We start from the raw sequence: 20328 nt of genomic DNA, 5'->3' as shown, positions 1-20328 counted from the left end.
TCTCATCTCGCAGCACAGAGCAACACCAAGTGCCGCGAGCAAGGTCCTGTGGAGCAGTTTGGAGTGCTCGCCACCCTGTCAAGGTGGAGGCCGCGGGTTCAAATCCCGTCAGGACCGCACGTAAGACTGAGGCCCGCACCCCGCAAGGGGTGCGGGCCTCAGTCGCGTGTCCCCAACCCGCGTCGTGCGCCCCCGACCCGCAGGCCACGCCCGCGGCGCAGCCGCCATCAAACACAGCAACTCCCGTCAGGACCGCACGCGGAACCGAGGCCCGTACCCCGCAGAGGGGCGCGGGCCTCAGTCGTGTGCGCGCACACGCGTAGGGCCCCCGCACCGCCCGTCCGCGCCTGCGCGCCCCGCCCCCCGCCGTCTTGACGGCATCCCGCTCCCCCGGTACTCAGACAGCAAGGGATTCCCGACCCGGAGGTGGCGCATGGCGGCATCCGCCCGGCACGAGACGCGCGCCCTGCTGCGCGCCCACCTCTCCGCCGCTTCCGGCTACCGCCATCTGACCCGGCACTGCCCCGTCTGCCACCAACTCCTGCGCCTCGCCCTGGAGCCCGGCAGAGAGCCCGCAGGAGGCCCGGAGAAGGACTACGGGGCCCCGGAGGACGAAAGTCCCTCCACCGCCTGACCAAAGGCGCCGGACGGCGGCCCCAACCGGCGGGAGCCCGGGGGGGAGCACGGCGGACACCGCGACGCGAATCCCCTCTAACCCAAGGGCCGCGCCAGCAACAAGTGTGCGAGTGTGTGACGGGTGTCACGGGACCAGTTTTAGAAACAGCGTTTCTTACACCCGCCCTACAACACCTCAATTTAATATGTGCAATTGCACTACCCCTGGGGCCCGCCCGGGCACTCCCGAAGACCCACCCCGGGACCCCTCGGACGGACCTCCCCGCCGACCCGCCGAGCACCCGCCCGCGGCCCCCGGCAGGATGCCGCCGGCACTCGATCAGGGGCCCACAGGGCCGCCCACAAAGCCACGCGCCGGACCCCGGCGCACCGCCCCACCCGCACGGATCCGCGCATAAAAAAATCGCGCTGGACCCGGCGGAGTCCAGCGCGATCGACGACGCACCCGTGAAGCATGAGCAGGCGTGGGCCTGTTGGGGCAGACCCGCGTCGTATGGAGCTATAGGTTGGGCGCGAAAAGGGCTGGGGAGCCCGGAACGCCCGGTTTATTCAGTTGTTCAGGCCTCGCTGCGCTGCTGCGGAATGCCCGCGAGCAGTGCACGGACCTCCGCCTCGCGGTAGCGGCGGTGCCCGCCGAGCGTGCGAATCGACGTGAGCTTGCCAGCCTTTGCCCAGCGCGTCACCGTCTTCGGGTCGACGCGGAACATCGTGGCGACCTCAGCCGGGGTCAGCAGCGGCTCGGCATCAGGGGTGCGAGCGGTCATGAGCGGCCTCCTCGGGAGAACCGAACCTTCTCGGTTCATTCCTCTAAATTCTGCACCTTGACCCGCGTTGCCCGAAATGGCGGACGCGGGTCGAGTCGGTTATAGGACGAACGGCTTGTCCTCGGCACTACAACTACACCATCCGTCCAGCCACGTCGGCCAAACCGATGGAATTGCCCTCCCAGGTGTTCATCAGCGACGGAAGCCGATGGACCATGCCATAGCGGACAGTCACGCCACTGTGACGATCAGTCACAGTGGCGCCAGGAGTCACGAGACCCCCCATAGCGTGCAATGCTGAGATTCCGGCTGAACGCGGACGAAAGCAGCCGAGTGAAGTCCTCCCCGGACTCCTTGTCCTATTTTGGCACGAGGAGGGGTGATGGGCGCAAGGGCGTAGTAAGTGCGGTCCATCACGCTTGGGGCAAAAGCCCGGATCGGGACCTACGTCCCCGCACACCCGTACGGTCAGTTCGCGAACTGCCGGTCCCGCACGGCACGCCAACGTTCCATCAGCCGCGCGTACGCCGCCTCGGCCCCGTCACCGTCACCGCGCCGCAGCGCCTCGATCCCCTCCGCCACGTCCGCAGCGGAATGATCACCGTCCAGATCCTCCGCGGACAAAGCGTGCACCAGGCCGCCGTAGTCGAGTTCGACGAATGAACGCGGATGGAACTCTTCGAGCCAGCGCCCCACATCCACCAGACCGTCGATCAGCGGCCCCTCGTCCATCGTGTCCCGCAGCGTGCGAAGCCCCCGCGCCACCCGGCGCCGCGCCTGCACCATCGGCGTCCGGTAGCGCAGCACCGGCGCCTCGCCGTCCGCGGCCCCCTTGCCGTACTCGCGCTCCTCGTCCGAGACGAGCACGAACCAGTTCAGCGGGATCTGCCAGGTGGACGTGCGGATCCAGGGGCGGGCGTCCGGGTTGCGGGCGAGCCAGCGCTCGTAGTCCGCGGCGGACTGCCGGCGCACCACCGGCGGGAGCACCGCGTCCAGCACCGGTGTCGGCAGTCGGCCGGGCAGCTCGTCCAGCGCCTGCCAGCCGCGCAGCCGCGTGCGCCACGGACACACGCACACCACCCCCTCCGTCTCGATGACGAACGCGTCGTCGCTCTCGTGCACCGGCACGGGCACCGGCGGCGTCGGCAGCAAGTCGGCCAGCGAGCGGCGCAGTTCGTCCTGGTAGGAGGGGCGTTCGCGACGCTGCGCGTAGCGCTCCCAGTGGCTCCGCTCGGGCTCGGGGAACGCCGCTAGAGGTTCGTACACGCGTAGATACGACGCGTAGGGCACGGTCACCGAAGACACCTTGGGCACGGCTGCTCCCTCCCCCGGACTGCGCCTGGAAAACACTGCAAATCGTCCCATGGCCGAAGGTGAACGCACCTGGCCGGACACGCGCGTACTCCAGGAGAGGGTGATCCTCGGCACTGCGCATCTGGCGGCTCGGCGCAGGCTCTAGTCTCTTGCCCAACGGGACCCGCCACCCGTACGGGCACCGTCTCCAATCGCCGCTACTTACCCGGGAGTCACCACAGTGACCGACGTAACCGGCGCCCCTGCCGATGTTCTGCACACCCTGTTCCACTCGGAACAGGGCGGCCACGAGCAAGTCGTGCTCTGCCAGGACCGCGCCAGTGGCCTCAAGGCCGTCATCGCCCTCCACAACACCGCCCTGGGCCCCGCCCTCGGCGGCACCCGCTTCTACCCGTACGCGAACGAGGCGGAGGCCGTCGCCGACGCCCTGAACCTCGCGCGCGGCATGTCGTACAAGAACGCCATGGCCGGCCTCGACCACGGCGGCGGCAAGGCCGTGATCATCGGTGACCCCGAGACGATCAAGAGCGAGGAACTGCTGCTCGCCTACGGCCGCTTCGTCGCCTCGCTCGGCGGGCGCTACGTGACGGCGTGCGACGTCGGCACCTACGTCGCCGACATGGACGTCGTCGCGCGCGAGTGCCGCTGGACGACCGGGCGCTCCCCCGAGAACGGCGGCGCCGGCGACTCGTCCGTGCTCACCGCCTTCGGTGTCTTCCAGGGCATGCGGGCCTCCGCCCAGCACCTGTGGGGCGACCCGACGCTGCGCGGCCGCAAGGTCGGCATCGCGGGCGTCGGCAAGGTCGGCCACCACCTCGTGGAGCACCTCCTCACGGACGGCGCCGAGGTCGTGATCACGGATGTGCGCGAGGAGTCCGTACGGCGGATTCAGGACAAGCACCCGTCCGTGCAGGCAGTGGCGGACACCGAGGCGCTCATCACCACCGAGGGCCTCGACATCTACGCCCCGTGCGCTCTGGGCGGCGCGCTCGACGACCACTCCGTCCCGGTCCTCACGGCGAAGATCGTCTGCGGCGCGGCCAACAACCAGCTCGCCCACCCGGGCGTGGAGAAGGACCTCGCCGACCGCGGGATCCTCTACGCGCCCGACTACGTCGTGAACGCCGGCGGAGTGATCCAGGTCGCCGACGAGCTGCACGGCTTCGACTTCGACCGGTGCAAGGCCAAGGCGTCGAAGATCTTCGACACGACGCTGGCCATATTCGCGCGTGCGAAGACGGACGGGATTCCGCCGGCCGCCGCGGCCGACCGGATCGCCGAGCAGCGCATGGCGGAGGCCCGCCGCCACTGACGTTCGGGGTGCCCGGGAGCGGCCCGTGGGCGGATACGGGAGACAAGACTCACGCCCGTCGGCGGGTCGCTCACCAAGAAGAGGTTAAAATCGCAGCTGACCAGCGAGGACAGGGCACCTTGCTGGTCCTGCGCCCAGGCGCGTCCTGCGGGCGACGTACCGTATGGCCGCGGGAGCAGGTACCGTGGAAGCCCTAAGGACGGGTCTCTCTGCGGAGAGCCCGTTCGAGATCATGAACGCGTGTCAAGACTCTGGGGCCGTCGAGCCCCGTCACCGAGGGGGTCGAGCCATGGGGCGCGGCCGGGCAAAGGCCAAGCAGACGAAGGTCGCCCGCCAGCTGAAGTACAGCAGCGGCGGGACTGACCTCTCGCGTCTGGCCAATGAGCTGGGCGCTTCGACCTCGAATCAGCCGCCGAATGGCGAGCCGTTCGAGGACGACGACGAGGAAGACGACCCGTACGCCCAGTACGCGGATCTGTATAACGACGACGAGGATGACGAGGACTCTGACGAGTCCGGTCCCTCGTCGCAGCGCCGCGGCGCTTGACCTCGCAGTCCTGCAGTCTGCAGTCCAGCAGTAGTTCTTCGCAGTTCTCGTTTTCGTAGCAACTGCACTTCACCCGGTCCGGGGTGGTCACACCGCCGGACCGGGTTTTGTGCTGCCCTGCGGGCCTTACTTGCTGTAGTCACCCGTGAGCGCCGCGCCCGTGGTGTGCTCGCCGCGCTCGGTGATCTCACCGGCGACCCACGAGTCCACGCCGCGGTCGGCGAGCGTCGCGAGCGCGGAGTCCACCGCGTCCTGGGGGACGATCGCCATCATGCCGACGCCCATGTTCAGCGTCTTCTCGAGCTCCAGGCGCTCCACGGCGCCGGCCTTGCCGACGAGGTCGAAGATCGCGCCAGGCGCCCACGTGGAGCGGTCCACGGTGGCGTGCAGGCCGTCCGGGATGACCCGGGCCAGGTTGGCCGCGAGACCGCCGCCCGTGATGTGGCTGTACGCGTGGACGTCCGTGGTGCGGGTCAGCGCCAGGCAGTCCAGCGAGTAGATCTTGGTGGGCTCCAGAAGCTCCTCGCCGAGCGTGCGGCCGAGCTCCTCGATGTGCTGGTCGAGCTTCAGGTTCGCGCGGTCGAAGAGGACGTGGCGGACCAGCGAGTACCCGTTCGAGTGAAGGCCGGAGGACGCCATGGCGATCACCGCGTCACCCGTACGGATACGATCCGGGCCGAGCAGCCGGTCGGCCTCCACGACGCCGGTGCCGGCGCCCGCGACGTCGAAGTCGTCCGGGCCGAGCAGGCCCGGGTGCTCCGCGGTCTCGCCGCCGACGAGGGAGCAGCCGGCGAGGACACAGCCCTCGGCGATGCCCTTCACGATGGCGGCGACACGCTCGGGGTGCACCTTGCCGACGCAGATGTAGTCGGTCATGAACAGCGGCTCGGCGCCGCACACCACGATGTCGTCCATGACCATCGCGACGAGGTCGTGACCGATGGTGTCGTACACGCCGAGGCGGCGGGCGATGTCGACCTTCGTGCCGACTCCGTCCGTGGCGGAGGCGAGCAGCGGACGCTCGTAACGCTTGAAGGCGGAGGCGTCGAAGAGACCGGCGAATCCGCCGAGACCGCCGAGGCCGGCGACCTCGGGGCGCTGCGTCTTCTTCACCCACTCCTTCATCAGTTCGACGGCGCGGTCGCCCGCTTCGATGTCGACGCCCGCGGACGCATAGCTGGCACCAGGTGTCTCAGACATGGCTTGAGAACTTTCGTGTCGTACGACGGGGGTCTTACGGGCGACGGAGGGCGTCGGCGGCGGCGGTGTTCGCCGGTCCCGCCGCGAGCTCGGTCTCCAGGAGCTGCTTGCCGAGCAGCTCGGGGTCGGGGAGGTCCATCGGGTACTCGCCGTCGAAGCAGGCGCGGCAGAGGTTCGGCTTGTCGATGGTCGTGGCCTCGATCATGCCGTCGATGGAGATGTAGGAGAGGGAGTCGGCGCCCAGGGACTTGCCGATCTCGTCGATCGACATGCCGTTGGCGATCAGCTCGGCGCGCGTCGCGAAGTCGATGCCGAAGAAGCACGGCCACTTCACGGGGGGAGAGGAGATCCGGATGTGGATCTCGGCCGCGCCCGCTTCGCGGAGCATGCGGACCAGGGCGCGCTGGGTGTTGCCGCGCACGATCGAGTCGTCGACGACGACCAGCCGCTTGCCCTTGATGACTTCCTTGAGCGGGTTGAGCTTCAGCCGGATACCGAGCTGCCGGATGGTCTGCGAGGGCTGGATGAAGGTCCGGCCGACGTACGCGTTCTTGACCAGTCCCGCGCCGAACGGAATGCCGGAGGCCTCCGCGTAACCGATCGCGGCGGGGGTGCCCGATTCCGGCGTCGCTATGACCAGGTCGGCCTCGACCGGTGCTTCCTTGGCGAGTTTGCGGCCCATCTCCACGCGGGAGAGGTACACGTTCCGCCCGGCGATGTCGGTGTCGGGGCGGGCCAGGTACACGTACTCGAAGACACAGCCCTTGGGCTTCGCTTCTGCGAATCGGGAGGTGCGCAGGCCGTTCTCGTCGATGGCGACGAACTCGCCCGGCTCGATCTCGCGCACGTAGCTGGCGCCACAGATGTCGAGGGCGGCGGACTCGGAGGCGACGACCCAGCCGCGCTCGAGCCGGCCGAGGACCAGCGGGCGGATGCCCTGCGGGTCGCGGGCCGCGTACAGGGTGTGCTCGTCCATGAAGACGAGGGAGAAGGCGCCCTGAACATCCGGAAGGATCTTGGCGGCGGCGTCTTCGATGGTCAGCGGCTTGCCGTCGTCGTCGACCTGGCCCGCGAGGAGCGCGGTGACGAGGTCGGTGTCGTTGGTCGCCGCGAGCTGGGTGTTGCGGCCGTTCTCCTTGGGGAGGGCCGCGACCATCTCGGCGAGCTGCGCCGTATTGACCAGGTTGCCGTTGTGGCCGAGCGCGATCGAGCCGTGCGCAGTGGCCCGGAACGTCGGCTGGGCGTTCTCCCACACGGAGGCGCCGGTGGTCGAGTAGCGGGCGTGACCGACCGCGATATGACCTTGGAGCGAACTGAGGGAGGTCTCGTCGAAGACCTGGGACACGAGGCCCATGTCCTTGAAGACGAGAATCTGGGAGCCGTTGCTCACCGCGATTCCCGCGGATTCCTGACCTCGATGCTGGAGGGCGTAGAGCCCGAAGTAAGTGAGCTTGGCGACCTCTTCACCGGGAGCCCAGACACCGAAGACGCCGCAAGCGTCCTGGGGGCCTTTCTCGCCGGGGAGCAGATCATGATTGAGTCGACCGTCACCACGTGGCACGCCTCCGAGTGTAGGCGAGATCGACCACTGGTCCGAATTGGCGAACGTGATCCCGCGCCTGGTCGAGCCGGTGGCACCCGCCCCTGAGGCCGTGGCCCGGGGTGCTTCACCCCTCACCACCCCTTTCCCGCCCACCCCGCCCCTTCGGCGCGATCATGGCGCTGACCTGGTTCTTCGTGTGCTAAGGGCATCGCTGGGCGGGCTCGGGGGCGGCGCCGGCGGCGGGTGCGGGGCGGTGGGCGCCGGAGGGGGCGGCGCCGGGCGCGACGGCGGGTGCGAGTGTGACGGAATTCGCTGCGGAGGCACGGGGGCGGGGGCCGGGGATGGGGTCGCCGGGAGCCGGGGGGCCCGGGGCCCGGGGGTGCCGTCCGGTCAGCCGCGGCCGGCCCCCGCCACGGCGCCAGTTCCGTCGGGGGCCGTCAGCGTGAGGGTGCGGCCCTGGACCTCGTACGACAACTTCTGGGCGAAGAGCTTCAGGAGGGCGCGTTCGGTGGCCATGCGCGGGCCCTGGCAGAGCACGCGGGTCGTGACCGGCCTGCCGAGCGTGAGGTGGCCGTCGCGGAACTCGGCCTTCGCGCGGAAGCGATTGCAGCCGAGGCTGCCGGTCGCGGTGCCGTCCTTGCCCGCCTTGCCCGCCTTTTCGAAGGTCATCCTGGCCCGGCCTGCCACGTCCTTCGGCAGCGAGGTCGCGACGTGGTCGGAGAGCAGGCTCGTGACGGTCCACTCGGTGCCGGTCAGCGGGGCCGGATGCTCCTTGACCAGGGCGATCGTGTCGCCGTCGTCGGTGGTGAGGGTGAGGTGGTCACCGTCGGTCCTGGCCTTGTTGCTGCCCCCGATGGCGCGACTGAAGGTCTTCTCGAAGTCCCGCTGCTCCTTGTCGTTGCACATCGACATCGTCACGGTGCTCCTGCCGATACGGATCGTGTCGCCGTCGATCTCGGCCTCCGCGTCGAAGCTGTTGCAGCCGTTGTTGCCGCGCGCCCGGTCGGCCGAGGGGAACTCCACGTACGCGCTCTCGGGGGCCTGCGCGGTGGCGCCGTCGACGGTGACGCTCTCGACGTTCCACCGGACCCCGGTGACGGGCGCATCCCCGACGGACACGGTCTGTGATCCGCACGCTGCGACGGCCGCGAGGGGCAGAAGCGCGGCCAGGACGGTGAGGTTCCGGGATTGCGTGTGCATGGCGGTTGGACGGGCGGGGTGGGCCAATCGGTTCCACCGGTCCGCCGTCGGGGTCAGCCCATGAGCGGCAGCAGCTTGCTGAGGTCGGCCCGCTCGCCGCTCGCGCTGACCTTCGCGTCGTCCAGGGCGGCGCGCCACTCGGCGCGTCCGGTGGCGAGGCGGATCCAGGTGAGCGGGTCCGTCTCGACGACGTTCGGCGGGGTGCCGCGAGTGTGGCGGGGGCCCTCGACGCACTGGACGACGGCGAACGGCGGGATCCGCACCTCGGTCGACGCGCCGGGCGCCTTCACGGCGAGGGCGTCGGCGAGCAACCGGGTGCAGGCGGCGAGCGCCTGGCGGTCGCACGGGACGTCGAGGCCGGGCAGCGCGTCGTTCAGGTCGTCGGTGTGGACGACGAGTTCGACGGTACGGGTGACGAGGAAGTCGGCGAGGGTCATGGCGCCGAATCTCGTGGGGACGAGACGGGTGTCGGGGGCCGCGGCCAGGGCCTCTTCGATACGGGCCGTGGTGCGCGCGAAGAGGTCCGCGGGCGGGGCGCTCGCGGCGAGTTCCCGGGTGCCGTCGGCGATGGCGGCGGACTCGGTAACCGTACCGAACGGCCAGTCCAGGAGCGGCAGTTCGTGCTTCTGCGGCTCGGGCATCTCCAGACCCCTGGCCACGGCTCCGACCGCCATCGTGCAGTGCGCGGCCAGCTCCCGTACGGTCCAGTCGCCGAGCCGGGTCGGGGCGCCGAGCTGCTCGTCCGTGAGACCGGCGACCGCTGCCCGTACGAGCGCGAACTGCGCGAGGACGGCCGTACGGATCTTGGCGGAGTCATAGGTGCGTGCACGCTTCTTGGCCGGTGACATGGGGCGAGCCTATGCCTTGACGGCGTACCCGCTCAGGCCCTTTTCGACCGGGCCCAAGACGCGCGTCAGGCCCCACCCGGGGCACATTCATCCGGGTGGGGCCTGACGTTCGTACGGGAGGAAGCCGATCAGGCCAGCAGCGCCGGGATCGTCGCCTCGTGGACCTCGCGGAGTTCCTCCAGGGAGAGTGCGAACTCGCCCTGCACGTCCACCGCGTCGCCGTCGACCACGCCGATGCGGGTGGCCGGGAGGCCGCGTGCGCCGCACATGTCGGTGAAGCGCAGCTCCTCGCTCCGCGGGACGGCGACGACCGCGCGGCCCGCCGACTCGGAGAACAGGAACGTGAACGCGTCCAGGCCGTCGGGCACGATGAGCCGCGCGCCCTTGTCACCGAGCATCGCCGACTCGACCACGGCCTGGATCAGGCCGCCGTCGGACAGGTCGTGCGCGGCGTCGACCATGCCGTCGCGGGACGCCGAGATCAGGATGTCGGCGAGCAGCCGCTCCCGCTCCAGGTCGACCTGCGGGGGCAGACCGCCGAGGTGGTCGTGGACGACCTGCGACCAGGCCGAGCCGCCGAACTCCTCGCGGGTGTCGCCGAGCAGGTAGAGGAGCTGGCCCTCTTCGCTGAAGGCGACCGGCGTGCGGCGGGCGACATCGTCGATGACGCCGAGCACGGCCACGACGGGCGTCGGGTGGATCGCCGCCTCACCCGTCTGGTTGTACAGCGAGACGTTGCCGCCGGTCACCGGGGTGCCGAGGATCTGGCAGGCGTCGGCGAGACCGCGGATGGCCTCGACGAACTGCCACATGACGTCCGGGTCCTCGGGCGAACCGAAGTTCAGGCAGTCGGAGATCGCGAGCGGCTTGGCGCCGGTCGTCGCGACGTTCCGGTACGCCTCGGCGAGGGCGAGCTGCGCGCCGTGGTACGGGTCGAGCTTCGCGTACCGGCCGTTGCCGTCGGTCGCGATGGCGACGCCGAGCCCCGACTCCTCGTCGATGCGGATCATGCCCGAGTCCTCGGGCTGCGCGAGGACGGTGTTGCCCTGCACGAAGTGGTCGTACTGCGAGGTGATCCACTTCTTCGACGCCTGGTTCGGCGACGAGACGAGCGCGAGGACCTGCTGCTTCAGCTCGTCCGACGTGGACGGCCGCGGCAGCTTGTTCGCGTCGTCGGCCTGGAGCGCGTCCTGCCACGCGGGGCGGGCGTACGGGCGCTCGTAGGTCGGGCCCTCGTGGGCGACCGTGCGCGGGTCGACGTCGACGATCTTCTCGCCGTGCCAGAAGATCTCCAGGCGGTCGCCGTCGGTGACCTCACCGATGACGGTGGCGATGACGTCCCACTTCTCGCAGATCTCGAGGAAGCGGGCGACCTTCTCCGGCTCGACGACCGCGCACATGCGCTCCTGCGACTCGCTCATGAGGATTTCCTCGGGCGAGAGCGTGGAGTCGCGCAGCGGTACGTCGTCCAGCTCGACGCGCATGCCGCCCGAGCCGTTGGACGCCAGCTCGCTGGTGGCGCAGGAGATTCCGGCGGCTCCGAGGTCCTGGATGCCGACGACGAGCTTCTCGGCGAACGCCTCCAGGGTGCACTCGATGAGGAGCTTCTCCTGGAAGGGGTCACCGACCTGGACGGCGGGACGCTTCGAGGGCTTCGCGTCGTCGAAGGTCTCGGAGGCCAGGATCGAGGCGCCACCGATGCCGTCGCCGCCCGTCCGGGCCCCGTACATGATGACCTTGTTGCCCGGCCCCGACGCCTTCGCGAGGTGGATGTCCTCGTGCCGCATGACACCGATGGCGCCCGCGTTGACCAGCGGGTTGCCCTGGTAGCAGGCGTCGAAGACGACCTCGCCGCCGATGTTCGGCAGGCCCAGGCAGTTGCCGTAGCCGCCGATGCCGGCGACGACACCCGGCAGCACACGCTTGGTGTCGGGGTGGTCGGCCGCGCCGAAGCGCAGCGGGTCGACGACCGCGACCGGGCGCGCGCCCATCGCGATGATGTCGCGCACGATGCCGCCGACGCCGGTGGCCGCGCCCTGGTAGGGCTCGACGTACGACGGGTGGTTGTGCGACTCGACCTTGAAGGTGACGGCGTAGCCCTGGCCGACGTCCACGACACCGGCGTTCTCACCGATGCCGACGAGCAGCGCGTCGGACTGCGGCGCCTTCTCGCCGAACTGGCGCAGGTGGATCTTGGACGACTTGTACGAGCAGTGCTCGGACCACATCACGGAGTACATGGCGAGCTCGGCGCCGGTCGGGCGGCGGCCGAGGATCTCCACGACCCGCTCGTACTCGTCCTTCTTCAGGCCGAGCTCGGCCCAGGGGAGCTCGACGTCGGGGGTCTTTGCGGCGTTCTCAACGGTGTCGAGGCTCATGAGGCGGCGACCAGCTTCTTGAGGATCGAGGTGAAGAAGGGGAGGCCGTCGGTGCGACCGGAGCCGACGAGCGGCTCGACGGCGTGCTCCGGGTGCGGCATCAGACCGACGACGTTGCCCGCCTCGTTCGTGATGCCGGCGATGTCGCGGAGCGAACCGTTCGGGTTGAAGCCCACGTAACGGAAGGCGACGCGGCCCTCCGCCTCCAGCATGTCCAGCGTGTGCTCGTCGGCGACGTAGCGGCCGTCCATGTTCTTCAGCGGGATGTGGATCTCCTGGCCTGCCGTGTAGTCGGCGGTCCAGGCGGTGTCCGTGTTCTCCACGCGCAGCTTCTGGTCACGGCAGATGAAGTGCAGATGGTCGTTGCCGAGCATCGCGCCGGGGAGCAGGTGCGCCTCGGTGAGGACCTGGAAGCCATTGCAGATACCGAGAACGGGAAGACCCGCCTTGGCCTGGTCGACGACGCTCTCCATCACCGGCGAGAACCGGGAGATGGCACCCGCCCGCAGATAGTCGCCGTAGGAGAATCCACCGGGCAGGACGACCGCGTCGACCTGCTTCAGATCCTTGTCCTTGTGCCAGAGGGCTACGGGTTCCGCGCCGGCGAGTCGGATCGCGCGCTGCGTGTCCCGGTCGTCGAGGGATCCAGGAAAGGTGACGACTCCAATACGAGCGGTCACTTTTCTGCCCCCACCGCGGGTTCTTCCACCTTCACGGTGAAGTTCTCGATCACGGTGTTGGCGAGGAACGTGTCGGCCAACTCATGGATACGGGCGAGGACGGCATCGTCGACGGGCCCGTCAACCTCGAGTTCGAATCGCTTTCCCTGACGTACGTCGGAGATGCCCTCGAAACCGAGGCGCGGCAGTGCACGCTGCACCGCCTGGCCCTGGGGGTCGAGGATCTCCGGCTTGAGCATGACGTCGACTACGACGCGTGCCACTGGCACTCCCGGTGTGTGGTGCTGAGCAGGTCCCTTCAGACTACCCGGACAAAATTTCTACTCGCGTAGACCGTAGGAAGCTACGAGAGCCGGATCACGTTACTGCAACAGCGCGGTGACCCCGTGGAAAATCGGGGGAAAGATTTCGGAGACCCATTGCCTCCGGACACGCGGGGGGATTTAGTCGGTCTTCACAATGCAATGCCAGGCAAGGTAAAAAGGAAATGGCGAAAGCGAGCAGTTCGCCTCTGCTTTGCCCCATAACAGCCGGACAGTCGACATCGGCGCACGTCAAGGTGCAGATGTCGCACGAAGGGACCGATATTCGTGGCGCAGCGTGTCGTGGTCACTCTCTCCGACGACATCGACGGCGGAGATGCCGCAGAAACGGTCGTGTTCGGTCTCGACGGCAAGTCGTACGAGATCGACCTGAATCCAGCCAATGCCAAGAAACTGCGCACGGCCCTGGCCCCCTTCCTCCAGGCCGGCCGCAAGCAGACCGGCTCGGGCAAGGGCGCCTCGGGGAAGACCGTCAGGAGCTTCAAGCACACCGCGGTGTCCGCCGACCCGGCGGCCGTCCGCGCCTGGGCGCGCTCGCACAAGATGGACGTCCCGCCGCGCGGCCGCATCCCCAAGCGGGTCTACGAGGCGTTCGAGGCGGCCAACTGACCCCCTCGGGCAGCCCGCAGAGCAGCCGACTTGCGCTCCACCCCTGTTGATCAGCTAAAGTCTGGAGCACGCCGAGGGGCGAGGCCGAAAGGCCGAACCTCACGGAGTCTTGCGGGTGTAGTTCAGTAGTAGAACATCCCCCTTCCAGGGGGAAGGCGCAGTGTGCAATTCCTGTCACCCGCTCTGCATGGCGTACCGACCACTCTTCGGAGTGCGGTAGGCTGGTGCTCGCGCCGATCGATGAGAGTCGATCGGAGGCAGTGCGAACGTAGCTCAGTTGGTAGAGCGCAACCTTGCCAAGGTTGAGGTCGCGAGTTCGAACCTCGTCGTTCGCTCCAGTTGAAGGCCCCGGTCCATCGGACCGGGGCCTTCTGCATGTCCGAGCCCCGCTCTGACATTTGTCATGCGGTCCGGTGACAGCGCGCACTGCTCCTCGCCCCGGCACCGGGAGAGGCTCGGGGCATGGAAACGAACGAGCGCGTGATCGACGTCACCGATCTGCGACGCGTGTACGGGGGCTCGTACGAGGCGGTGCGCGGAGTGACCTTCTCCGTCGCCCGCGGAGAACTCTTCGCCCTCCTCGGCACCAACGGCGCGGGCAAGACCTCCACCGTCGAACTCCTCGAAGGACTCGCCGTCCCGGCCGGCGGCCGTGTACGGGTCCTCGGGCACGACCCGTACACGGAACGCGACCTGGTCAGGCCGCGCGTCGGGGTCATGCTCCAAGAAGGCGGCTTTCCGTCCGAGCTGACCGTGGCCGAGGCCGTCCGGATGTGGGGCGGATGCACGAGCGGCGCCCGGCCCGCCGGTGAGGCCCTCGAGCTCGTCGGGCTCGAACGGCGGTCCCGGGTCCGTGTGAAGCAGCTGTCCGGCGGCGAGAAGCGGCGCCTCGACCTGGCGCTCGCGCTGCTCGGCCGGCCCGAGGTCCTCTTCCTCGACGAGCCGACCACCGGCCTCGACGCCGAGGGGCGGCGCGCGACCTGGAACCTGGTGCGCGAGCTGCGCGCCGAGGGCACCACCGTGCTGCTGACCACCCACTACCTCGAAGAGGCCGAGGAGCTCGCCGACCGGCTCGCCATCCTCCACGAGGGGCGGATCGCCGCCGAGGGCCGCGTCGACGAGGTCGTCGCGGCCCAGCCCTCCCACATCTCCTTCGAACTGCCCGACGGCTACTTCCCCGGTGACCTCCCGCCGCTCGCCGAGCTCGGCGTGAGCGGCCACGAAACGGACGGCCGCACCATCCGGCTGCGGACGGACGAGCTCCAACGGGCGGCCACCGGGCTCCTGTTGTGGGCCAGGGACGCCCGGGTCGAGCTGCGGGGGCTCGACGTGCGCAGCGCGTCCCTCGAAGAGGCGTTCCTGCGGATCGCGCAGGACGCGCGTACGGAAACCAGGGCCGGCACGCAGAACAGGGATGAGGTGGCGGCGCGATGAGCGCGGTCGTGACGGACAGGACGAAGCCCGCGGCCACGGCCGGCACGACGGCCGCCGGGCGGATGCGGGCGCTCGCCCGCGCGGAGCTGACGCTGATCGGCCGCAGCAAGGGCACGCTCTTCACCGCGGTGTTCGTGCCGCTGGTGCTGCCGTTCAGCGTGCGCTCGTCGATCGACAGCATGGACCTGAAGGGCACGGGGCTCACCGTCGGCTCGGTGCTGCTGCCGTCCGCGATCGGCTTCTCCCTCCTCTTCGCCGTCTACAGCGCGCTGGTCGGCGTCTACGCGGCCCGGCGCGAGGAACTCGTCCTCAAGCGGCTGCGCACCGGTGAGCTGCGCGACGGGGAGATCCTCGCCGGTGCCGCCGTGCCCTCCGTCTCCATCGGCCTCGCGCAGAGCCTCGTGCTCGTCGCCGCCTGCACGGCGTTCCTCGACGTGGGGGCTCCGCAGGCGCCGTATTACGCCGTACTCGGGCTGCTGCTGGGCCTGGTGATGTGGCCCGCGCTCGCCGCAGTCACCGCGAGTTTCAGCAGGAGCGTCGAGAGCGCGCAGGTCGCGGCCATGCCGCTGCTGCTTCTCTCGATGCTCGGCTCCGGCACCGTCGTGCCCCTCCAAGTCATGCCGGACCGCCTCGCGTCGGTGTGCGAACTGCTGCCCCTCACACCGGTGATCACCCTCGTACGGGGCGGCTGGACCGGGGACCTCTCCGCGCACGGCGCCTTGGGCGCCGTCGCCACCGCTGTGGCCTGGACCGTCCTCGCCGTGTTTGCTGTACGACGGTGGTTCCGCTGGGAACCGCGGCGTTGATCCGACGGAGCGGGGACATGAGGCGGCCTGGCGCATGGTGGCGGGGGAAGAGCACCCCGGCGAAGGTGGAGACGTACACACGGTGGTCTCTGCAGTCCTTCGGGCTCGTCGAGATCTTCTGGCTCGGCCCCCTCGCCTTCGGTGAGGTGCCGGCCGCGCTCGCCTGGACCCTGCTCCTCGCGCTCTGCGCGCACGCCGTGCTCGGCGCGGTGACCACGTCCAAGGCGCTCGACTGGACGCGCGGCCGGCGCGAGCAGCCGGTCCGACTGGTCATCGCGTACGGGGTCGCCACCGCCGTGATCTCCGTCGGGACGCTCGGCGTGATGCTGCGGGTCCCCCCGGACGAGGAGGCCGGCACCCGCACGGCGCTCGTCCTCTTCGTCGGCATCCTCATGGTCGGCGCGGGCTGTGCCACGCCCGGACTGCGCACCCGCAGGCGGGTGATCGGCGCGGCGCTCGGCGCGTCCCTCGGTGCCGGGGCGGCGTCCGTGCCGTCCGGGCTGCCCGCGCCGGCCGCCCTCATCACGGCGGCCACCGTGCTGTTCACCACCGCGATCTTCGCCCTGACCGCCGGATTCTCCGTCTGGCTGCTGAACGCCCTCCACGAACTCGACGAGGCCCGCGAGACCAGGGCGCGGCTCGCCGTCGCCGAGGAACGGCTGCGGTTCGGGCGCGATCTCCATGACGTGATGGGCAGGAATCTCGCCGTGATCGCGCTCAAGAGCGAGCTCGCGGTGCAGCTCACGCGGCGCGGGCGGCCCGAGGCCGTGAACCAGATGACCGAGGTCCAGCGCATCGCCCAGGAGTCGCAGAAAGAGGTACGGGAGGTCGTACGCGGCTACCGCGAGGCCGATCTGTCGGCCGAACTGTCGGGCGCGCAAGGCGTGTTGACCGCGGCGGGGATCTCCTGCGACGTGGCGGGCCCGGCCGCCGGGCTGGCCGGCCCCGTGCAGTCCGCCCTCGGCTGGGTCGTGCGCGAGGCCACGACGAACGTCCTGCGGCACGGGGACGCCCGGCGCTGCGACATCGGCGTACGGGTGGGGCCGGACGCGGTGGTCCTGAGCGTGGAGAACGACGGGGCCAAGGCCCCGGGGGCCCTGAGCGGCGGGTCCGGGCTCGCAGGACTGAGGGAGCGCCTCGCCGAGGTCGGCGGGACGCTTGAGGCGGGTGCGGTGGCAGATGCGGACGGGGTGTTCCGGGTGGTGGCCGAAGTGCCGCTGGCCGGGCGCACCGTGGGACCGCGGCGCGACGCCGCGTACGAAAGGAGCGCCGGGTGACCGTGCGCGTGCTGCTCGCCGATGACGAGCACCTCATTCGCGGGGCGCTCGCCGCGCTGCTCGGCCTCGAGGACGATCTGGTCGTCGTCGCCGAGGCCGCCACCGGGCCCGAGGCGCTCGCCATGGCGCGGGCCCACCGGCCCGATGTGGCCGTGCTCGATCTGGAGATGCCGGGCGCCGACGGTGTGAAGGTCGCCACAGCGCTGCGCGGTGAACTGCCCGCGTGCCGGGTCATGATCGTGACCGGCCATGGGCGTCCCGGACATCTGAAGCGGGCCCTGTCCGCCGGGGTGCGCGGGTTCGTGCCGAAGACCGTGAGCGCCCAGCGGCTCGCCGAGATCATTCGGACCGTGCACGCGGGAAACCGTTATGTGGACCCGGAGTTGGCGGCCGACGCGATCGCCGCGGGCGACTCCCCGCTGACCGCGCGCGAGGCCGAGGTCCTCGAATTCGCCGCCGACGGGGCGCCCGTCGCGGAGATCGCCGAGCGCGCCGCGCTCTCGCAGGGGACCGTGCGGAACTATCTGTCGTCCGCCGTCTCGAAGCTCGGCGCCGAGAACCGGCACTCGGCAGTGCGGCTCGCGCGGGAGCGAGGTTGGGTATAGTTGCTCTCGCGCCACGGCGCAGTGCGAACGTAGCTCAGTTGGTAGAGCGCAACCTTGCCAAGGTTGAGGTCGCGAGTTCGAACCTCGTCGTTCGCTCCACAGAAAGCCCCCGGCACCTCAGGTGCCGGGGGCTTTCGCGTGTCTGCGGCGCCGTGATTACCAGCTGACGCCGGTCAGGCGCTCGTACGCCTCGATGTACTTGGCGCGCGTCGCGTCCACGACCTGCTGCGGCAGCGCGGGCGGCGGCTGCTCGCTCTTGCGGTCCCAGCCCGACTCGGGGCCCGTCAGCCAGTTCCGCACGTACTGCTTGTCGAACGACGGCTGCGCGTGCCCCGGCTCCCACTCGGCCGCGGGCCAGAAGCGGGAAGAGTCCGGGGTGAGGACCTCGTCGCCGAGGATCAGCGTCTCGCCGTCGAAGCCGAACTCGAACTTGGTGTCCGCGAGGATCACGCCGCGCTCCCGCGCGATGTCCCGGGCCCGGCAGTAGACGGCGAGCGTCATCCGGCGCAGCTCGGCGGCTGTCTCCGCGCCGACCTGGCGGACCACCTCCTCGTACGACACGTTCTCGTCGTGCTCGCCGACCTCGGCCTTCGTGGCGGGCGTGAAGATCGGGGCGGGCAGCTCCGAGCCGTCGGTCAGGCCCTCGGGCAGGGCGAGGCCGCAGACCGTGCGCGAGTCGTTGTACTCGACGAGGCCGGAGCCCGTGAGATAGCCGCGGGCCACGCACTCGACGGGGACCATGCGCAGCGACTTGCAGATGAGGGTGCGGCCCTGCCAGTCGGCGGGGGCGCCGGGCGGCAGCTCGGTCGACAGGACGTGGTTGGGGACCAGGTCGGAGAGCTGGTCGAACCACCACAGCGACAGCTGAGTGAGCACACGGCCCTTGTCGGGGATGGGGGTGGGCAGCACCCAGTCATAGGCGGACATGCGGTCGGAGGCGACCATCACGAGGTCGCCCGCCTCGTTCCGGTACAGGTCCCGCACCTTGCCGGTGTGGAGGTGTACCAGGCCCGGCACCTGCTGGGGTTCGGGCTTTTCGACGAATCCGGACACGGTTCCTCCCCGTGGATATGTACGAGTGCACCTGATTCTCGCTCATACGGGGACGAGTTTTGGCCACGGGTCCGGCGGGTGCGGCAGCGGTGGGGCGGGACCGGTCAGTCGCGTTTGCAGATCCGGTCGAGGAGGTTGGCCGTCGCGCGCTGGATCCGCGGGTCGACGTGGCCGGGGCGGTCGAGCGCCGGGGACCAGGCGAACGTGCCGGACGCGAAGACCAGCGATCCGGACGGCGCCCGGTACAGGGACGTCTCCTGGTGGCGCGGCGCCCGCTCGCTGTCGCGGTAGGGCGAGTGGGCGAGCAGGATGCGGTCCTCGTGCTCGGGCAGCGCGGTGCGCGGGAAGTAGCGGTCGGCCTCGCCGGCGACCAGGCCGTCGATCTCGTCGCCGTCGTGCGCCCCGGTGGCCTCCCACAGCCAGTGGTCCGCGTTCCGCACGACGAGGGGGTGCGGATCGGGGACGCGGCCCGCGTACTGGATGCCCATGAGCTGCTGCTCGGGGCGGTCGATCTCGCGCCACAGGGCGGACTTCCCGGGTGCTCTGCGCTTGTGGCAGGTGAGCAGCCGGTCCGGCACACCGGACGGGGACGGGCCCAACTCGACCTGCCAGTACATGGTGTTGGCGGAGAGGAACACGAGCGAGGTGCCGCGCTCGCGGGCCACTTCCGTGGTGCGGCGCATCGGCGTCGACCAGTACTCGTCGTGGCCGGGGAAGACGAGGCCCCGGTAGCGGGTCGGGTCGATGCGGCCCGCGTGCAGGTCGCGGGCGTCGGCGTACGCGAGGTCGTAGCCGTATCGCTCGGCCCAGCGGATGAAGTCGTAGGCGTGGCCGACGTGCAGGGGGAGGCCCGCGCCGGCGTACGGGCGGTCGAAGGAGACCGTCGTCGCGGCGTCACCCTCGCCGAGCAGCCGCCCCTCCTCGTCCCACGCGTGGTAGAGACTCGCCCCCGTGTGCCCGTCCTCCGGGTAGAGGTTGTACGCCTGCCAGGTCACGTCCGGCAGGAGCAGGAGGAGGTCGGCGGGGCGGCTGTCGCGGACCGTGAAGGGGACGTGCGAGCGGTAGCCGTCGACGGTGGTGAGGACGGCCACGTACGCCCCCACGCTCCAGAACGACGGGATCTGCAGGCGCCAGGACAGCCACCAGTGGTGGCAGGAGACCGTGCGGTCCGCGGTGAGCGGGGGCGGCTGGACGATGCCGGAGAGCCGCGGACTGGTGATGATCTTGCTGGCGCCGTCGCCGCCGTAGTGGCCGATGCGGTAGATGTCGACGCTGAACTGCTGGGGCGGGTCCACCGTGATGTGGAAGTCGATCGCCTCGCCGGGCGCGGCCGCTCCGGTCGACGTGAAGCCCTTGATCTGGCGGTGCACGTCGTCGGCCATGCGGGGGCCGCCGGTGCGGGGGCTCGGGATGCTGGTCGCGATGTTGCTCGCGCCGGGCTGGGGGACGTGGTCGACGTACCAGGGGACCACCTGGCCCGTGTCGTCGAAGTAGTGCTCGCTGCCGCGCAGCCACGGCAGGGGGCCCTGGCCGAAGGGGTCGCTCACGGCGTGGGCGAGCGCGCCCGACTCCCAGCGGCGGATGGTGCGGGGTGACCGCGCGTGTTCCGGCCGTCCGACCTTCTGCCCCTCCCGTTCCGGCCCCATGCCCGCTTCCCTCCCTCGCTCCCCCGAGCCCTTGTGTGCTCCGTCTGTCAGCGACCGCCCCCAGCACATCACATTACGCACGCACTCCGTCACCGTTCGTCGCGAATTGACGTGAACGGAACGTGGGCCTCCGGGGGCTGGAGGTTGGGCGGT

Annotated in this window: 19 protein-coding genes and 4 tRNA genes; 12 read left to right on the top strand and 11 right to left on the bottom strand. The window is 70.1% G+C overall.

Annotated elements, in window-relative coordinates:
• The first annotated feature begins 42 nt into the window (after positions 1–42).
• Both OG456_RS19125 and OG456_RS19120 read left to right on the top strand, forming a co-directional pair.
• Positions 43–117: transfer RNA gene (locus tag OG456_RS19125), tRNA-Asp, on the top strand.
• Between the two features lie 316 nt (positions 118–433).
• A complete protein-coding gene (locus OG456_RS19120; protein WP_266562571.1) occupies positions 434–634 on the top strand; it encodes a DUF6274 family protein in 201 nt (66 codons plus the stop codon).
• 559 nt (positions 635–1193) lie between these two features.
• On the opposite strand, the gene bldC is transcribed toward OG456_RS19120, so the two are convergent.
• Together bldC and OG456_RS19110 are read right to left on the bottom strand one after the other, a co-directional pair.
• Positions 1194–1400 (bottom strand): developmental transcriptional regulator BldC, encoded by a 207-nt coding sequence (gene bldC / locus OG456_RS19115; protein ID WP_003949541.1) that lies wholly within the window; start codon positions 1398–1400, stop codon positions 1194–1196.
• 468 nt (positions 1401–1868) lie between these two features.
• Positions 1869–2714 (bottom strand): hypothetical protein, encoded by an 846-nt coding sequence (locus OG456_RS19110; RefSeq protein WP_266562569.1) that lies wholly within the window; start codon positions 2712–2714, stop codon positions 1869–1871.
• Between the two features lie 220 nt (positions 2715–2934).
• Between OG456_RS19110 and OG456_RS19105 the strand changes: the two genes are divergently transcribed.
• Both OG456_RS19105 and OG456_RS19100 read left to right on the top strand, forming a co-directional pair.
• Positions 2935–4026, top strand: coding sequence for a Glu/Leu/Phe/Val dehydrogenase dimerization domain-containing protein (locus OG456_RS19105; protein ID WP_266562567.1), 1092 nt, complete (start codon positions 2935–2937; stop codon positions 4024–4026).
• A gap of 289 nt (positions 4027–4315) precedes the next feature.
• Positions 4316–4573, top strand: a complete 258-nt coding sequence (locus tag OG456_RS19100; RefSeq protein WP_116512208.1) for a DUF3073 domain-containing protein — start codon at positions 4316–4318, stop codon at positions 4571–4573.
• 126 nt (positions 4574–4699) lie between these two features.
• Here OG456_RS19100 and purM read toward each other — a convergent pair whose 3' ends face one another.
• The 7 genes from purM to purS form a co-directional block, all read right to left on the bottom strand.
• Positions 4700–5773, bottom strand: a complete 1074-nt coding sequence (purM, locus tag OG456_RS19095; RefSeq protein ID WP_227295803.1) for a phosphoribosylformylglycinamidine cyclo-ligase — start codon at positions 5771–5773, stop codon at positions 4700–4702.
• Positions 5774–5807: 34 nt separating this feature from the next.
• Positions 5808–7334 (bottom strand): amidophosphoribosyltransferase, encoded by a 1527-nt coding sequence (gene purF, locus OG456_RS19090; RefSeq protein ID WP_266562562.1) that lies wholly within the window; start codon positions 7332–7334, stop codon positions 5808–5810.
• Positions 7335–7706: 372 nt separating this feature from the next.
• A complete protein-coding gene (locus OG456_RS19085; RefSeq protein WP_266562560.1) occupies positions 7707–8516 on the bottom strand; it encodes an META domain-containing protein in 810 nt (269 codons plus the stop codon).
• A 53-nt stretch (positions 8517–8569) separates the two neighbouring features.
• Complete coding sequence (locus tag OG456_RS19080; RefSeq protein WP_266562558.1) at positions 8570–9364, bottom strand: maleylpyruvate isomerase family mycothiol-dependent enzyme; 795 nt, start codon at positions 9362–9364, stop codon at positions 8570–8572.
• A 128-nt stretch (positions 9365–9492) separates the two neighbouring features.
• Positions 9493–11742, bottom strand: a complete 2250-nt coding sequence (gene purL / locus OG456_RS19075) for a phosphoribosylformylglycinamidine synthase subunit PurL (RefSeq protein WP_266562556.1) — start codon at positions 11740–11742, stop codon at positions 9493–9495.
• Entirely contained in the window at positions 11739–12422 is a 684-nt protein-coding gene (purQ, locus tag OG456_RS19070; protein WP_116512202.1) for a phosphoribosylformylglycinamidine synthase subunit PurQ, read from the bottom strand. The genes purL and purQ overlap by 4 nt, the downstream gene beginning before the upstream one ends.
• Positions 12419–12685: a phosphoribosylformylglycinamidine synthase subunit PurS gene (purS, locus tag OG456_RS19065; protein ID WP_100598945.1), complete on the bottom strand. Its 267-nt coding sequence runs from the start codon at positions 12683–12685 to the stop codon at positions 12419–12421. The genes purQ and purS overlap by 4 nt, the downstream gene beginning before the upstream one ends.
• Positions 12686–13012: 327 nt before the next feature.
• Here purS and OG456_RS19060 point away from each other — a divergent pair, with 327 nt between their 5' ends.
• From OG456_RS19060 to OG456_RS19025, 8 genes are all read left to right on the top strand, one after another.
• Positions 13013–13354, top strand: a complete 342-nt coding sequence (locus OG456_RS19060) for an Lsr2 family protein (protein ID WP_116512201.1) — start codon at positions 13013–13015, stop codon at positions 13352–13354.
• 111 nt (positions 13355–13465) lie between these two features.
• Positions 13466–13537 (top strand) — tRNA-Gly (locus OG456_RS19055).
• Positions 13538–13616: 79 nt separating this feature from the next.
• Positions 13617–13692, top strand: a tRNA-Gly gene (locus OG456_RS19050).
• Positions 13693–13816: 124 nt separating this feature from the next.
• Positions 13817–14788 carry an ABC transporter ATP-binding protein gene (locus OG456_RS19045; protein WP_266562550.1) on the top strand — a complete coding sequence of 324 codons (972 nt, stop codon included), beginning with the start codon at positions 13817–13819 and terminating at the stop codon, positions 14786–14788.
• Positions 14785–15594, top strand: coding sequence for an ABC transporter permease (locus OG456_RS19040; protein ID WP_266562548.1), 810 nt, complete (start codon positions 14785–14787; stop codon positions 15592–15594). The genes OG456_RS19045 and OG456_RS19040 overlap by 4 nt, the downstream gene beginning before the upstream one ends.
• Before the next feature lie 17 nt (positions 15595–15611).
• Complete coding sequence (locus OG456_RS19035) at positions 15612–16871, top strand: sensor histidine kinase (protein ID WP_266562546.1); 1260 nt, start codon at positions 15612–15614, stop codon at positions 16869–16871.
• Positions 16868–17476 (top strand): response regulator transcription factor, encoded by a 609-nt coding sequence (locus tag OG456_RS19030; protein WP_266562544.1) that lies wholly within the window; start codon positions 16868–16870, stop codon positions 17474–17476. The genes OG456_RS19035 and OG456_RS19030 overlap by 4 nt, the downstream gene beginning before the upstream one ends.
• Positions 17477–17499: 23 nt before the next feature.
• A tRNA-Gly gene (locus tag OG456_RS19025) sits at positions 17500–17575 on the top strand.
• Positions 17576–17632: 57 nt separating this feature from the next.
• Here OG456_RS19025 and OG456_RS19020 read toward each other — a convergent pair.
• On the bottom strand, positions 17633–18529 hold the full coding sequence (locus OG456_RS19020) for a phosphoribosylaminoimidazolesuccinocarboxamide synthase (protein WP_266562542.1): 897 nt from the start codon (positions 18527–18529) through the stop codon (positions 17633–17635).
• A gap of 104 nt (positions 18530–18633) precedes the next feature.
• Entirely contained in the window at positions 18634–20175 is a 1542-nt protein-coding gene (locus tag OG456_RS19015; protein ID WP_266562540.1) for a N,N-dimethylformamidase beta subunit family domain-containing protein, read from the bottom strand.
• Positions 20176–20328 lie beyond the last annotated feature (153 nt).

The organism is Streptomyces sp. NBC_01446 (genome assembly GCF_026340095.1).
GTDB lineage: Bacteria > Actinomycetota > Actinomycetes > Streptomycetales > Streptomycetaceae > Streptomyces > Streptomyces aureus.
Note: the sequence above shows the minus strand (reverse complement) of the source record. Positions and strands in the feature narration are given on the sequence as shown.